The sequence below is a fragment of the Shewanella sp. 4t3-1-2LB genome (assembly GCF_017368415.1).
GTDB classification, from domain to species: domain Bacteria; phylum Pseudomonadota; class Gammaproteobacteria; order Enterobacterales; family Shewanellaceae; genus Shewanella; species Shewanella fodinae.
In genome coordinates this window covers 41,411-55,665 of the sequence record NZ_JAFNJD010000008.1, presented here as the reverse complement: position 1 = coordinate 55,665, position 14,255 = coordinate 41,411, and the positions used below count along the sequence as shown (strand labels likewise).

The window sequence follows — 14,255 nt, the reverse complement described above, 5'->3', positions numbered from 1 at the left end:
CACCAGCAGCAGTTGTTATTCCAGTTTACTAAGATACTTGATGATTTCTGCAAGCTGCTCAAATGACTTCAGCGAGGCGGTATCAATCAGATATTTCTCGTTCACCACCAATGCGGGAACGCCTTCGATTTTGGCGTTTTCGGTGCTGCGCTTCATGCTGGCAACCATGCTGTTAACCATGAAAGAGTTGGCAGCAGCTTCGAATTCTTTAGCATCTACGCCTTCGGCAACAAAGAACTGTTTTACGTCTTCCATGCTGGTAAAGCGCTGATGTTTTTCATGAATAGCGGCAAACAAGGCCGGTTCGATTTTATCGCTGACGTTCAGCAGCTCCGAAATCGCCCATGCCCGAGACATCACCACCCCCATCTCACGCCCAATAAACTCCACATGGATCTGCTTGAATGTCATATCCTTTGGCATATCAGCTTTCAGCTTTGGCAGGAAAGTTTTGGAAAAGTGATAACAATGCGGACAGTAAAACGAGAAGTATTCTGTGAGATTAGGTTTCACTGACGCTGGCTTGTCAGAGATAATTTTGTAGTTGACACCTTCTTTAAACTCAGTAGCGTTTGCCGCGAGTGGCAGCAACAACAACGCCGCAGCCAAAATCAGTAATTTTTTCATTGGGGTTCCTTGCTTTATTATTCTGGACCGGAATGACTGGTCGCCGACTAAAATAATCTTCTTTTCGAGTCCAACTCAAGCCCGGAGTTCCAATTTCCCGGAAAATCGCCGAAATCAATACGGGATCAGGCTTAGGGGTGGCTGCAGCAGCCGTTGCTGCTGCTCCGTAAACAGTTGTAACTGCTGCCGCCAGTAATCTTCCGTTGCAAACCACGGGAAATGTCTGGGAAAGGCCGGATCTTGCCAGCGTCTGGATAACCAGCCGTTATAATGCAGCAATCGCAATGCCCGCAGACATTCAATTAACTTCAATTCCGCCGGATGAAAATCCCCAAACTCGCTGTAAGCCTCCAGTAACACCTCCAATTGCAGTTGTTGCTGATTGCGATCGCCATTCAGCATCATCCACAAATCCTGTACCGCCGGGCCATTGCAGGCATCATCCAGGTCAACAAAACCGGGGCCATCAGGTGTCCATAAAATATTTCCTGGATGCAGGTCTCCATGCAGTCGTATTTTTGAAGGCGTTTGCTGTTGCCATATAGCCTTGACCTGCTGCAACAGCGCGCTAGTCACTTCCCGCAACGGTGATAGCAGTTTTACTGGGATCAACTCACATGCCATCATCTCTGCCAGTCCGGTGTCGCCAAAAGACTGGGGGCTCATTGCAATACGCGCTTGAAAACGGCTGCCTTTGGCGTACTGGTGCATACGGCCAATAAACTGACCAACCGCTTCCAATTGTTCCAGGTTATCCACTTCAAAACTGCGGCCACCAATAGATGGAAACAGTGCAAAGCGATATCCCTGATAGTGATGCAAGCTAATGCCCTCTATTTTAAGCGGTGCCGCCAGCGGGATTTCAGCTTCCTGCAGTTCAAAGGTAAACGCGTGCTCTTCGAGAATTTGCGCATCACTCCAACGTTCGGGTCGATAAAACTTCACCACATAACGTTGACCACGGTCACAACGGAATTGATAAACACGATTTTCGTAGCTATTGAGCGGTAACAACCCACTTTCAGGATAGATACCAATACTTTCAATGGCATCTAGGATCAGTTCCGGTGTCAGCCCGCTGAAATGAAACGCGGCACTGGTATTACTCATGGTTGTGACTCCCATAATTTTTTGAGATATTGCAACACTTCAAAATCCTGCGGTTGCTGACAACTGAGCCAACAACTACCACTGTAGAATTCAAACTGCAGCCATAAGAGCGTGCCTTCAAATTCCACCAGCCACTGATGGCGATCTGCCCCCCAATTACGTTCACGCACCTGCAAATCCAGCCGTTGGCACAACTGCATTGCCAACTGTGGAAATTGTTCAAAGTCACAGGTCAGCGCGAACATCAACGTATACTCTGAATTATTGAGTGTGGCACTGCCAATACCCACGTTAAGTTGTTGCAAGTCAAGCGCTCCATCAACTACTACATGACATAATCAGCCCTTCGCCCCAAGCTGGTGGTCGACAGGCTAAGTCAGTAAATTCTGCATGAGTATCATAAGGGGTTCGCAGTGCCTGATACAATCGCTGTAGCGGCTCAGTATCGCCCTGCTCTGCAGCCGCTATTGCCTGTTGAGCCAGATAGTTACGCAAAATATATTGCGGATTCTGCTGGCGCCGCTGCTCCTGCCACAAACCGATGTCGGGAATCGTCCCTAGGCGCTGACGGTATTGTGCCAACCAGTGATCAAAAGCCGCTGTATCAACAAACTGATCGCGTAATGTGGAGTGGGTTGCGCTGGGGTCCAATGCTGCAAAATGCCGCAGTGTTAAGGTGTAGTCCAGCCCTTGCTGTTCCAGCATAGTGGTGAAAGCGCCGATAAGTGCCAAATCATCAGACAACCGCGTTTCATCCTCGGTGGCAGGCAACCCCAGTTTTTGTCCCATCAATTGCAGATAATGTTGCACCAGTGTTGGCTGATAATGCTGCAATGCTGCCAACAATGCATCAGAGGAGATTATGGGAGTTAACGCTTGTGCCAGACATTGCAGGTTCCATAAACCAATACCTGGCTGCTGCCCGAAAGCATAGCGGCCTTCGGGATCGGAGTGGTTACAGATAAAGTCTTCTTTGAAGGTGTCAAGAAACGCAAACGGGCCGAAATCAAAGCTGTCGCCGACAATCGACATATTGTCGGTATTCATAACCCCGTGGGCAAAGCCGATAGCCTGCCAACTGGCGATGAGTCTGGCGGTGGCTTCTACGACCTCGACAAACCACTGTCGATAACCCGCAGCATCACAGTGAAGATGGGGGAAATGCTGACGGATGGTAAAGTCAGCCAACCGCGTTACCCGTTCCGCACTGCCGCCAGTGCTGTAGTAACTGTGCTCAAAATGCCCAAAGCGGATATGACTGCGCGCCAAGCGTACGGTGATTGCCCCTTTTTCCAATGTTTCCCGCCAAACTGGCAGTTCAGAGCCGATCACGGCTAACGCCCGGGTGGTAGGAACACCGAGATGAAATAATGCCTCTGACACCAGAAATTCCCGAATAGCAGAACGGGCCACCGCCCGGCCATCACCATGACGGGAAAAAGGGGTTGGCCCCGCCCCTTTTAACGCCACATCCCAATAGCCTTGCGGGCCCGCAGCTTCACCGAGAATAATTGAACGACCATCACCCAATTGTGGACTGTATCCGCCAAACTGATGACCACTATAGATCTGGGCATAATAGGTCGCCCCAGGCATTCGTTGATTGCCAGCCAACTGTTGCAACAACTGTTCATTTGGTTGTGTTAGCCCCAGCATTGATGCGGCATCATCGCTCCAAGCTAACCAGTGGGGCGACGGCAATCCGCTAGGCATTACCGCTTCATAAAAATCTGGTAGTTGCTCAAAAAAGTCCTGTTTAAAATGCATTAAGGTTCAGGGTTAAAAGTGTGCCACTGATCACAGGTTACCATATTCGCGTCATCCAGGCGGCAGCGATGCGCGCACTGGAATACTGCCGGGGCCTCTGCCAGCTGTTGCATGCCGCGGCCTTTAGCTTCACATTGCTGCAGCGTCTCATAATAACCGTTGATGGCGGCATAATGGTGCGCAGGCTGAGGCAGTTGCTGCTGTTGCGGGTAATAGAACAGCGTCCATTCAGGCACCTGAGTACACCCGGTAAAAGCCAACACCCCTGATAATCCGATGATTAAACGTCGCACCGCTACCTCCGACTGAGAAAATAAACCCGGCCGTCATAGGGCCGGGTCTGACATTATGATATTGGAAGACTCACTGACGGCTTTCAGCCACCAGCTTTAAGCCGGGTCTTTTCGATGCGCTTGATGCGGCCATCAAAACCGGTCACCGTGCCGTCATCTAAGCCCAGCTCCAGCGCCTGTTGGCACAAGTCGATAGCCAATTCATAGTGACCGCTATCGGTACACAAGGTTGACAGTTGCATAAATCCAACCCCTTTTAATTCGGCCTTGGGATCAGCTTTTTGTAATGCTGCCAGACTTTCGCGATAGAGTTGCGGGTAAGTCTCAGCAAAACGTTGTCCAAACTGCAGATAATGGTTGTTTTTACGTTGTTTGTAACACTCAGCAACCACTGCTAGCAGCGTTTCATGACGGGCAACAACACCATCGGCGGCGGCATATTGTGCCATGGCCCGTTTGAGTGTGACATTGCCCCAACTGATATCGTCTTGGGATACTACTTGCGGCTCTGGCTCTGGCTCTGGCTCTGGCTCTGGCTCTGGCTCTGGCTCTGGCTCTGGCTCTGGCTCTGGCTCTGGCTCTGGCTCTGGCTCTGGCTCTGGCAGCTGAGTATCCGCTGTCACCGCCGTTTCTGCAAAATCGGCATCTTGGTGACGTTTAACGGGGGCGATATCTCGTGGTTGTCGAGAACGCTCATTCGCTGCTAGCGTCTGTGCTCGCCGGTATAAAAATATCCCCACGCCGATCAGGGCAATGATGGCTATCAATTTCAACATGTTGTTTCACCGTTTGACTGGGAGGGTGGCATGACCGACAAGACACAACACAAGGTTTGCCGATCCAATTGTGTTACCAAGAATAGATTTAATGTATTCTCTCCGTAAAAATCAAGTATTTAACTTTGCGTATTTACCCTGTCGGTCCCCAAACCTGTGACCTGTGTAACGTCTAGCGGGTAATTCGGTCATGTAACTGCCAACTTAATTGAGGCAAATAAGGATATCGGTTATGCAAAAAATATTGATTGTGGCCCACGCCAGCCCTTATGGCTCAGAAAAAATGTTTAACACGCTGCGTATTGCCGTAGCGATGAAAGAATTTGCGGCAAATGAGGCGGAACTGAAACTGTTCCTGATGTCAGATGCCGTATTCAGCGCGGTCAAAGGACAGCAAACCCCAGATCTCAGCTACAACCTGCAACAGATGCTGGAAATTCTGACAGCGCAGAATGTACCGCTGTTACTCTGTAAAACTTGTGCTGAGTCTCGGGGCGTCACCCAGGAGATGCTGGTTGATGGTGCAGCTATCGGCACGCTCGGAGATCTAACGCGCTGGACGCTAGAAGCCGATAAAGTCATGCATATCTAAATGCCTTAAGGGTGCGCATGATAACTTGCATTTTGTGCGCACCTTCAAACTCTCCACGACTGTCACTACTGCTCTACATCGCCCTTCGCTAAACTTGTGACATGGGCTGTTCGTAGGAGCCGTTATGTCACTGCTACAAGGTAAGCTACAAACTGAATTGCAAACAATTACGGCGATGGTACAGATCTATTGCCGCGCTCATCATCATAGTGATGAAGGATTGTGCCAAGCGTGTCAGGCGCTGTTGGATTACGCTGAAACTCGTCTGGATCGTTGTCCTTATGGAGAAACAAAGCCTGCCTGCAAACATTGCCCAGTACACTGCTATAAAGCCGAGCCGAAAGAGCAAGTCAGGCAGATCATGCGTTATGGCGGTCCGCGAATGCTGTGGCAACATCCATTACTGGCAATCCGCCATTTGCTGAACGAACGTAAACCATTTCCTGATAAGCCCCCACATAACGCGTCCAATCGTGCCAAGCGGCAAAAAGCACCGTAGTACATTTTTATTGCAGTTGTCGTCCGCTGTGTTAACAATGAGCTAAGTAGAGCTGGCGGAGATCGCCATGACCGCACTTGGTGATTTTTTTACAAATGCCTACTGGTGGTTATCACTCATTGGGGGTCTGCACTGCCTGATGTTGGCGGGCTATGCCTTGTTTTTCTATAACGAACGCAGTGAGCAAAAATGGCTATTAACTGGCATGTTTGCCTTGATGGCGCTGTACTTTTTTACCGGCATGTTCAACAGGGATAACATCCCCACCCCGTTACATCTGCTGTTTATCCTGTTACAACCTACTTATTTTCTGCTCTTACCGCTGCTATACCTATACTGCCGCCGCTTATGTTACCCCCATCTCGGCATTCAATTGCCGATGCGTCATCTGCTGCCGATGCTGCTGGCGATGTTGCTGGTAATACTGGCGCTACTGTTCCACCGCACCAACGTGACGGAAATACTGCTGATTGGCCCCAGAAACCCACTTAAAGGTCTGGCACTGTTGCTGCCACTGGCTCTCAGTTTACAGACGTTAGTCTATCTATGGCTGATCCTACGGTTGCTGATACAACATCGCAGTCAATTAGAACAAAGTCATAACCCACTGTTACAACTACGCTTCCGTTGGTTACTGTTGCTGACAACAGCGCTTATTATCAACTGGTTGGTGCGGAATCTGGCGTTCGTATTGCCGCTGATATTTGGTGATCAACTGGCTCCCGTCACTCGGACATTCCCGCATGCCATACTGTTACTGACACTTTATGCGCTAGCACTCTATGGCTTAAAACAACTTACCCATATTGCCTACCTACGGGGGCAGGCAGCACGAGGAACCCAACAAGCGGCCACTCAGGACGATGTGTTGAGCGATGAAGAGAAGCTGTTTATTCGCCAACTGTTAAAGCAATCTAAAGATCGTCAGTAACGGTCAACGTTACATCTGTTAAGCTATGCAACAGCGCTATTCCGTACAGCGTTTTATCTGAACCTAAGCTGACAAGTAGCCACAAAAGAACGCTTTTTTATTTTGTTACTCTGTATTTTTCAGCATTGGACGTTAAGCTAATGCTCAATCGACAGGGACACCTGCCGTTAAACAGATAGATGGAGGTTCCGATGAAAACCTTTAATAGTATTTTACTTGCAGCAGCCACGTTAATCGCCAGTCTGAGCTTTTCAGGCAGAGCGTTGGCAGAAGACAGCTATAACGATGCATTGGCAACCTTTCAGAAGGCTAGCGAAACTCATAAATTCTTTAATACTGCCTATGGCTATGCGATATTTCCGACTGTAGGCAAAGGTGGCATTGGCATAGGTGCTGCTTATGGCAAGGGCCGGGTATACCGCGGTGGTGTTTATACCGGTGATTCATCACTGACTCAAGTGTCCATTGGTTTCCAGCTTGGAGGTCAGGCCTACAGTGAAATTATCTTCTTTAAAGATGCTAAAGCTTACAACGACTTTACCAGTGGCAGTTTTGAATTTGGAGCACAAGCTTCTGCCGTGGCCATCAATCTTGGTGCAAACGCCCAAGCAGGCACCACTGGCAATTCCGCTGGCGCCGGACAACATGGTGGCAACCAATCAGCTACTGCAGCCTATATCAATGGTATGGCGGTATTTACTGCGGCCAAAGGCGGCTTGATGTTTGAAGCGGCTTTAGCCGGACAATCCTTTACCTTTGATGCAAAATAGTGATTAGCCAAGGCTGACAATAAAGGCGACATTGAGTCGCCTTTATTATTACCAGCCAATCCACTGGCGGGATCTGTCTCCGAGCCCTTTTTTAATAATATCGGCAAGCCAGATACTGCCGTAAAGCAATAACAGGAAGATCCCCACCGATAACGCAATGGATGTCAGCGCCGAACCAGGAGCCAATTTAAAATGTAACAACTTGCAGGCGTCGGCAAATAACATTGAAAAGATCGGATGCAGGAAAAAGATAGCAAAGCTCATATCCGCTACCCGCTCCAACCAAGGAAATTCACCACAGCGGGCCAATATTTCACAGCCTTTCAGCACCAAGATACATAAACAGAACTTCTGCACAAATTGCCAGTCTATGCCGCCATAACTTAGGGCATCTTTATGATAGTTACCGACATGTCCTTCAATGTTAGTTTGCACCCATAAACTAACAAACAGCCCGAGCCACGCCAGAATATTCAGCGCAACTGTCAATCGCTTCACCACCACTTGCTCCTGTGAATACAACATCCCCAACAGATAAAAGGGCGTGAAATACAGCAATGATTGCAACACATTAACATTGCCTATCGGTCGATGTAGCAACATCGAAATCAACATTGAAAGCAACAACAGTGTCATACGCCATGAGCGAGACAGGTGAATGTAAAACAGAAAAACCGGCGACAGCGCAAACACCAACATGATAAAAGGCACGTACCAGTGTGGAAACAGCACATAACCATTGCGAACTGTGTACCAGACATCGAGTAATAGCTGTGACGCCGCATGTCCCTGTAACCAATACCATTCCACCAGCAACAGCATTAAACCCGCCAGCGAAACCCATAAAAATGGCAACAGCACATTACGGATCTTGGAGCGCATAAATCCTTGATATTCAAATCTTGGATAAAACACTCGGTGGAAAAAATAACCGGAAATGAATACGAATAAGGCCGTACCACCTCGGACCAAGTTTTCCAGCATCAGCGGGAAACCTTCGCCTGAGTTGTAAACGCTGTGTCCTGCCACAATCAGCAAAATGGCAATACCACGCATATAAGTAAATTCGGCTTGTTTCTGGCGCATAAAGGCCTCTCGCAACTAACAGGGATTAAATACTAGGGGAGTTTTGCAGCCGGAGATTTAAGATACCGGATACTGACAGCAGACATGATCTTCAGGATAAAAAACGCCGTCAGCATATCCGTAATGCAGGGAAAGCGGAATAGGCCATCGAAAATATTTTATATCGACCGATAAAAACAAAAACATTGATAAATATCAGCCTATTACATCAATCACCAAACCAGCGTTTCAGGGTTGAGGTGGCTTCGGCATGCACGCTATCGTCAATATACATACTGACCATCGCCAATGCCGCGGCCAAAGCCCCGAGATCGTCACTGAAGCCAACAATAGGCGTCAGATCCGGTATGGCATCTAACGGCGAGATAAAATAAGCAAGGGCGCCGAATATCGCTGTTTTCGCCCATTTGGGTGTGTTTTCACGCTTAGCGGCGTAGTACAGCAGCAATGCATTTTCCACAACTTCCCTGCCAGCCTTTAGCGCGAACCCCTTGAGCTTGTCCCAAAATCCCTGTTCACTGTATTCCTGCTGCATAATGAACTCCCATTGCCCAGTGTTATATCGTTCCCGGCGGTAACTTACCAGTTATCTGCAGCGCCGTCAGCACATGGCAACCACACAATAACAATTCAGAAACATTACATTTCAAACCGTCATCAGATGTTCCAAGGCAAATCGCATTCGTTGGTCAGCATGCATTGGGGATGGGGTCATCAATTGCAGCCAATGGCTGATACAGTCTCGGTTCGGCACACGTTTGTCTGATTGTCCCAGCAGCTGTGTCAACGCATAACAGTATTGGTAGTAAAGCTGCACATCATGAGCATCGACGGCTTCTTCACTAACATTGATCATGGTGCCACGAATAAAGTCCCGTACCAAAGCACAACGGTCAAAGCCTCTTACTTCGCCCATTTGCTGGATTTGCTGCTGGTTCCAGTGCTGGTAACGCGCATATGCCTGAGTAAACGCCGCCTGATAATCAACACTGGCCTGTGATAGCAGCTCGGTATTTGGCATCACCCTAGATATGACAAAGCGCTTACGGCAAGTAACCTCATGTAAACGCCAGCAATAATGATACAGATACTGATATAAGGGATTATCTGGATATAAGGTGATACTTTGGGTCTGCAGCCAGAAGTCATTAAATTCTGCGGCGGCAACCGCCACGATTAAATCTGACTCATTGGGGAAATGATTATATACAGTTCCTCTTGAGATCTGGCTAATTTCAACGAGATGGGAACGACAAAGATCAAATATTTTATGGCCACGTAAACTATTCTGTGCCAATGACACTAAATAATTACAGCGCTGTTGCCAGCTACTCACTTTTGGCCTCCAAAATAATAGCCTGTCTTCACAGTCTGATAATACCAGCCTAGGGAGTTAATCCCAATTGAGTAATAATTAGAGCACCATAAGCAACCGCAATATTCGATGCTGAAATTAGAATTGTTAGAAAGTCTGATTGCCGTTGCCGAAACCGGTAATCTGTCAAAAGCCGCTGAACGCCTGTGCCGTACTCAGTCGGCACTCAGTTTACAAATCAAAAAGCTTGAAGAAAGCGTTGGTCAGGTATTGCTATTACGCGATAACAAAGGCGCCAAGCTCACTGACGCTGGTGAGAAACTGCTGAATTATGCTTATAAAATGTTGCAGCTCAACAGCCAGGCTATAGATGAGCTGAAGGAAGACGCGCAGCAGACCATTCGTCTTGGGATCCCCACCGATTATGTCAAATGGTACCTAGAAAGCGGCTTGATCGAATTTATCCGTGAATTCACTCATCTGCAGTTGGTCATAGATACCGATGTGTCCGGCAATCTGTTCCGACGCCTGCAAAATGGCGAGTTTGACGCTATCATTGCGACGCACTGGAAACCACAACCCAATGGCGAGTTATTATTTGAACGGCGGTTTGTCTGGAGTGCGGCCAAACACGGTCAAGCGCATAAACGGTCAGTGATCCCGGTGGCCTTGTATCCAGAAAACTGCCCTATCAGAGTTCAAGTATTTGCCAATCACAACCTATTGATGCGGCCACTGCATGTGCTACTCACCACGCCCTCACCACAGGCAATCTGCAGTGCCGTGGAAAATGATCTAGTGATTGCGCCACTGGCAGAGTTTCGTGTCAACGATAAGATGCAGGTATTGGATCCAGACACGCATGGGCTACCGCCACTACCGCTGTTCAACGAATCGCTGTACGTTAACCCAGCATCTGAATCTGAAGCGATTGAACAGCTTCGAGCGCTGCTCAAAGCTAATCTCTCTCGGTTATCTCTTCAGCACCAATAAAAAAGTGGTAACCCGTAATTGGGGGTTACCACCTCAAGCCATCACTAAGCGTGACTACTCTTGGAACTTACTGAATTTGAAGGTGTGACAATCTTTACAGATTGGTTGTTTTACCGCATGTTCACCATGACATTCAGTACAAGGGACATCTTTACCATAATGCAGATTATTATGGGGATTCTGCCACTGCTCATCGCCCTGTCTGGCAGTTTGCTGCGCCAGCTTGTCGACGGAATGGCATTTCAGGCAACTGTCGTCTGCCGCACGGCTGACGGGTTTATCAACACCATGACAGGTGGCACATTGATGTTTAGTATATAACTGTTGATGATAACTACGACCCATCATCTTGCCTTGAGACACAAGCGTGTCACCCGCCATAACAGCGGAAGAAAACGCCAGCAGCATTGCCATCACGGCTGAACAGGAAATAAGTGATTTCATTGTCGGTCCTCCTTTATGCGCCCATAATGCTGCGAGCAGCGGTCATTCCCATCACCATACATTCAGGGATGGCACAGCTACCGAGTCGACTGACACCGTGAATACCGCCACAGACCTCCCCAGCGGCATACAACCCCTTAATCGCTTTACCTGTGTTGCTATCTAGCACTTCGGCATTGGCATTCACCTGCACACCGCCCTGGCAGTAATGAACCTTCGGCCACAGGCGCACAACGGTATAAGGTGCCTGTATGTACATGCCCTTAGCCTTAGCCATACTCTTGCCAAACTGCTTGTCTTCTCCGTCTTTCACATAAGCATTGTACTCATCCACCTGCTGCTGCAGTGGTTGCAGCGGAATATTGAAGCGTTTGGCGATAGACTGCAGGTCGTCAAACTTCCAACCCACACCGTACTTCAAAACGTTTTCACAGGTCGGATGTTCCTTGGCGTGGGCATAGCTGGTGATCATAATAGGGGGCAGCGGTTTTCCAGCGGAATCCCGACATGCCAACTCAGCATCTGCCCGAGTTTTACGGTCGGCGATTTCATTCATGAAACGCTTACCAGTCAAACAGTTAACCGCGATGGAATGAGGGAAATTAAAAATCGCATAATTAGACACATAGCCGAATCCCCCTTCATCCGGCGATGCCCAAGGACCAGACTGAATGTAGGCCAGATGCACGGGAATCGCCCCCAGACGGAACATTTCCAACATACCTTCCCCAGTTGCGCCTTTAGCATTAGTACAGCCGACTTCTGCTGTCAGCGTTGGATCTTGGGCCATACGCAAATTAACATTCTGTGCAAAGCCCCCTGTTGCCATCAACACCCCTTTACTGGCGCGGATATGCAGGAGCTTGCCGCTATTTTCATCTTCAAAATAGTAGGGATAGCGAATGCGGATACCGATTACCGCCGCGTCTTTTCCGAGAATGAACCCCTCAAATTTACTGCGATTTTGCAGTTTCACTCCCAGTTTACGGCACTCATGCACTAAGGGTTGGGTGATACCCGCGCCGCAACTAACTTTGGTCTGATAGGTTCTGGGAACTGAGTGGCCACCTAACTGCTGCAGATAGGGATAGTACTCAGCACCAGCGTCAATGGTCATCTGTAATGCGTCGCTGGCATGCGAGGCAATATGGCGCAGTAATTTTTCATCAGCGACACCACGACCGGACTTCAGTTGATCCGCTACCATGGTGTCGACGGAATCTTGGATCCCTTTTTCCTTTTGCAATGGAGTATTTGGTGCCGCAAACAGGCCACCATTAATGGCAGAGTTACCGCCATACACCGCCATTTTTTCATAGATGGTAACAGCCTTACAGCCATGTTTTGTCGCTTCAATACCTGCTGCCAGTCCGGCGAAACCAGAGCCGATAATTGCCATTTCCACTTGTTCATCCCAGTGAATGCTATCATCGGCTACAATTGCGTTTGCCATGCCCGGTGCGGCAAACGCCACCCCGGTAGCCCCCAGCCCTTTAATAAAATTGCGGCGAGTTAAAAAATCAACTTTGTTCATATAGTAATGCTCCCGTGCTCACTTTTTAGGAAAGTGTATAAATGGAATGAGTTCCAAAATACGAAACGGGTGTCATCACTCAATATTACTTAGGCGGATCTTATTGGTTTTCGGTACTTATATTTAAAACTGCCGATGAAATATCACATTGGCGTCAATTCCAATCTATGACCTACTATTTCTATCACTTTCTTATTATAAATAATCCTAATATCTCAATATTAAATTTCCGCCGTCAGCAACTAAAAATTGTTTATTCTTATTTAATATCTGATAAATTAAACTGACTTAATTTAATTGAATAATTATTATGAAAACTAGAGCGATTTCCCATAATGATGCCCAGGCGTTGTCTGCTTATTTTTCTCGTAATCAGGCACATTTTTCGCCGTGGGAACCGCTACGCCCCAAGGAATATCACTCGCTTGCAAGCTGGCAAAATCGGTTGCAACTGTTGTTTGCCGAACCGATTAATGAATACTGGTTTGTACTGGACAGCGGCCTGCAGATTGTCGGACATTGTACTTTGAGTAACATTATCCACGGGCCATTTCAGGCGTGCTATATGGGGTATGGCATTGACGCCGCGCAGCAAGGAAAAGGGCTGATGCCTCAGTTATGTCAGACGGCTTTGGATTTTGCATTTAATGAGCTGCGACTGAATCGGGTAATGGCTAACTATATGCCTACCAATTTGCGTTCCGCTAACCTGTTGCAACGGCTGGGATTTGAACGTGAAGGCATTGCTAGACGTTATCTTAAAATCAATGGACAATGGCAGGATCATATATTGACTGCCAAGCTAGCAACGACCGATTAGGCTGCAAACAGGGAACATTCAGGGAGCACTATGATCCAAGTTCATCATCTCGAATCATCACGTTCTTACCGTATCATCTGGCTGCTGGAAGAGCTGGGGTTAGACTATGAAGTTATCACTTACCGACGCGACCCAAGCTATGCCGCCCCGGCAGCACTAAAACAGATACATCCACTGGGCAAGGCGCCTGTGCTCACCGATGGCAATCTCACCATTGCAGAATCTGGCGCTATTATTGAGTATCTACTGGACCGTTATGATAGCGAACATGTCTGGCGCCCCCACGGCGGGCAAGCACTGTTGGATTACCGTTACTGGTTACACTTTGCTGAAGGTTCATTGATGCCATTGCTGGTGATGCGACTGGTGCTCGGCAAGGTCAAAGAAAAACCGATGCCTTTTTTTGCCCGTCCGATTGCACGCAAATTGATAAGTGGCATTGATCAGCTATTCATTCAAGCCCGCCTGACACCGCAATTGAATCTCATCGAAAGCTGGTTAGCAAGGCACCCTTGGTTTGCCGGAGAGACTATCTCGGGGGCAGATATTCAGATGGAACTGGCACTGCAGCTTGCCGCTAGGAGAACCGATTTAAGTGGCTATCCCTGCATTCAGGCCTATCTGGCAAAAACAGCTGCCAGACCTGCGCACCAGTTGGCACAACAAAAAGCCGCCTGAGAACCACAGATTACCCGCCG

General features: G+C 48.3%; 18 protein-coding genes. 7 read left to right on the top strand and 11 right to left on the bottom strand.

What is annotated here, in order from left to right; all coding sequences use genetic code 11:
• Positions 1–15: 15 nt before the first annotated feature.
• The 6 genes from J3L11_RS04965 to J3L11_RS04940 all read right to left on the bottom strand — a co-directional run bounded on the left by J3L11_RS04965 (position 16) and on the right by J3L11_RS04940 (position 4,573).
• Complete coding sequence (locus J3L11_RS04965) at positions 16–627, bottom strand: thiol:disulfide interchange protein DsbA/DsbL (protein WP_133040086.1); 612 nt, start codon at positions 625–627, stop codon at positions 16–18.
• A 114-nt stretch (positions 628–741) separates the two neighbouring features.
• The gene (locus J3L11_RS04960) at positions 742–1,737 is read right to left on the bottom strand and encodes a serine/threonine protein kinase (RefSeq protein ID WP_207570318.1); all 996 of its coding nucleotides are present in this window, start codon (positions 1,735–1,737) and stop codon (positions 742–744) included.
• The gene (locus tag J3L11_RS04955; protein ID WP_242695098.1) at positions 1,734–2,042 is read right to left on the bottom strand and encodes a DUF3630 family protein; all 309 of its coding nucleotides are present in this window, start codon (positions 2,040–2,042) and stop codon (positions 1,734–1,736) included. Before J3L11_RS04955 ends, J3L11_RS04960 begins: the two co-directional genes overlap by 4 nt.
• 13 nt (positions 2,043–2,055) lie before the next feature.
• On the bottom strand, positions 2,056–3,504 hold the full coding sequence (locus tag J3L11_RS04950) for a protein adenylyltransferase SelO (protein WP_207570317.1): 1,449 nt from the start codon (positions 3,502–3,504) through the stop codon (positions 2,056–2,058).
• On the bottom strand, positions 3,504–3,797 hold the full coding sequence (locus tag J3L11_RS04945; RefSeq protein WP_207570316.1) for a hypothetical protein: 294 nt from the start codon (positions 3,795–3,797) through the stop codon (positions 3,504–3,506). The genes J3L11_RS04950 and J3L11_RS04945 overlap by 1 nt, the downstream gene beginning before the upstream one ends.
• 83 nt (positions 3,798–3,880) lie before the next feature.
• Positions 3,881–4,573 (bottom strand): hypothetical protein, encoded by a 693-nt coding sequence (locus tag J3L11_RS04940; protein WP_242695097.1) that lies wholly within the window; start codon positions 4,571–4,573, stop codon positions 3,881–3,883.
• Between the two features lie 232 nt (positions 4,574–4,805).
• Between J3L11_RS04940 and J3L11_RS04935 the strand changes: the two genes are divergently transcribed.
• From J3L11_RS04935 to J3L11_RS04920, 4 genes are all read left to right on the top strand, one after another.
• Positions 4,806–5,165: a DsrE family protein gene (locus tag J3L11_RS04935; protein WP_207570315.1), complete on the top strand. Its 360-nt coding sequence runs from the start codon at positions 4,806–4,808 to the stop codon at positions 5,163–5,165.
• 124 nt (positions 5,166–5,289) lie between these two features.
• The gene (locus J3L11_RS04930; protein ID WP_207570314.1) at positions 5,290–5,664 is read left to right on the top strand and encodes a nitrous oxide-stimulated promoter family protein; all 375 of its coding nucleotides are present in this window, start codon (positions 5,290–5,292) and stop codon (positions 5,662–5,664) included.
• Positions 5,665–5,731: 67 nt separating this feature from the next.
• On the top strand, positions 5,732–6,595 hold the full coding sequence (locus tag J3L11_RS04925) for a hypothetical protein (RefSeq protein WP_189619010.1): 864 nt from the start codon (positions 5,732–5,734) through the stop codon (positions 6,593–6,595).
• 191 nt (positions 6,596–6,786) lie between these two features.
• Positions 6,787–7,365, top strand: coding sequence for a lipid-binding SYLF domain-containing protein (locus J3L11_RS04920; RefSeq protein ID WP_189619009.1), 579 nt, complete (start codon positions 6,787–6,789; stop codon positions 7,363–7,365).
• 48 nt (positions 7,366–7,413) lie between these two features.
• On the opposite strand, the gene J3L11_RS04915 is transcribed toward J3L11_RS04920, so the two are convergent.
• The 3 genes from J3L11_RS04915 to J3L11_RS04905 all read right to left on the bottom strand — a co-directional run bounded on the left by J3L11_RS04915 (position 7,414) and on the right by J3L11_RS04905 (position 9,787).
• Positions 7,414–8,451, bottom strand: a complete 1,038-nt coding sequence (locus tag J3L11_RS04915; protein WP_189619008.1) for an acyltransferase — start codon at positions 8,449–8,451, stop codon at positions 7,414–7,416.
• A gap of 208 nt (positions 8,452–8,659) precedes the next feature.
• Positions 8,660–8,989, bottom strand: a complete 330-nt coding sequence (locus J3L11_RS04910; RefSeq protein WP_189619016.1) for a YkvA family protein — start codon at positions 8,987–8,989, stop codon at positions 8,660–8,662.
• Positions 8,990–9,097: 108 nt separating this feature from the next.
• Positions 9,098–9,787 (bottom strand): TetR/AcrR family transcriptional regulator, encoded by a 690-nt coding sequence (locus tag J3L11_RS04905; RefSeq protein WP_229800148.1) that lies wholly within the window; start codon positions 9,785–9,787, stop codon positions 9,098–9,100.
• Between the two features lie 108 nt (positions 9,788–9,895).
• On the opposite strand from J3L11_RS04905, the gene J3L11_RS04900 reads away from it, so the two are divergent.
• Entirely contained in the window at positions 9,896–10,759 is an 864-nt protein-coding gene (locus tag J3L11_RS04900) for a LysR family transcriptional regulator (protein ID WP_207570313.1), read from the top strand.
• Positions 10,760–10,813: 54 nt separating this feature from the next.
• Here J3L11_RS04900 and J3L11_RS04895 read toward each other — a convergent pair whose 3' ends face one another.
• The gene (locus J3L11_RS04895; RefSeq protein WP_229800147.1) at positions 10,814–11,203 is read right to left on the bottom strand and encodes a cytochrome c3 family protein; all 390 of its coding nucleotides are present in this window, start codon (positions 11,201–11,203) and stop codon (positions 10,814–10,816) included.
• A gap of 13 nt (positions 11,204–11,216) precedes the next feature.
• Positions 11,217–12,737 (bottom strand): flavocytochrome c, encoded by a 1,521-nt coding sequence (locus J3L11_RS04890; protein WP_207570312.1) that lies wholly within the window; start codon positions 12,735–12,737, stop codon positions 11,217–11,219.
• A gap of 310 nt (positions 12,738–13,047) precedes the next feature.
• On the opposite strand from J3L11_RS04890, the gene J3L11_RS04885 reads away from it, so the two are divergent.
• Positions 13,048–13,557, top strand: coding sequence for a GNAT family N-acetyltransferase (locus tag J3L11_RS04885; RefSeq protein ID WP_207570311.1), 510 nt, complete (start codon positions 13,048–13,050; stop codon positions 13,555–13,557).
• Positions 13,558–13,587: 30 nt separating this feature from the next.
• Positions 13,588–14,235: a glutathione S-transferase gene (locus tag J3L11_RS04880; RefSeq protein WP_207570310.1), complete on the top strand. Its 648-nt coding sequence runs from the start codon at positions 13,588–13,590 to the stop codon at positions 14,233–14,235.
• The last annotated feature ends 20 nt before the right edge of the window (positions 14,236–14,255 follow it).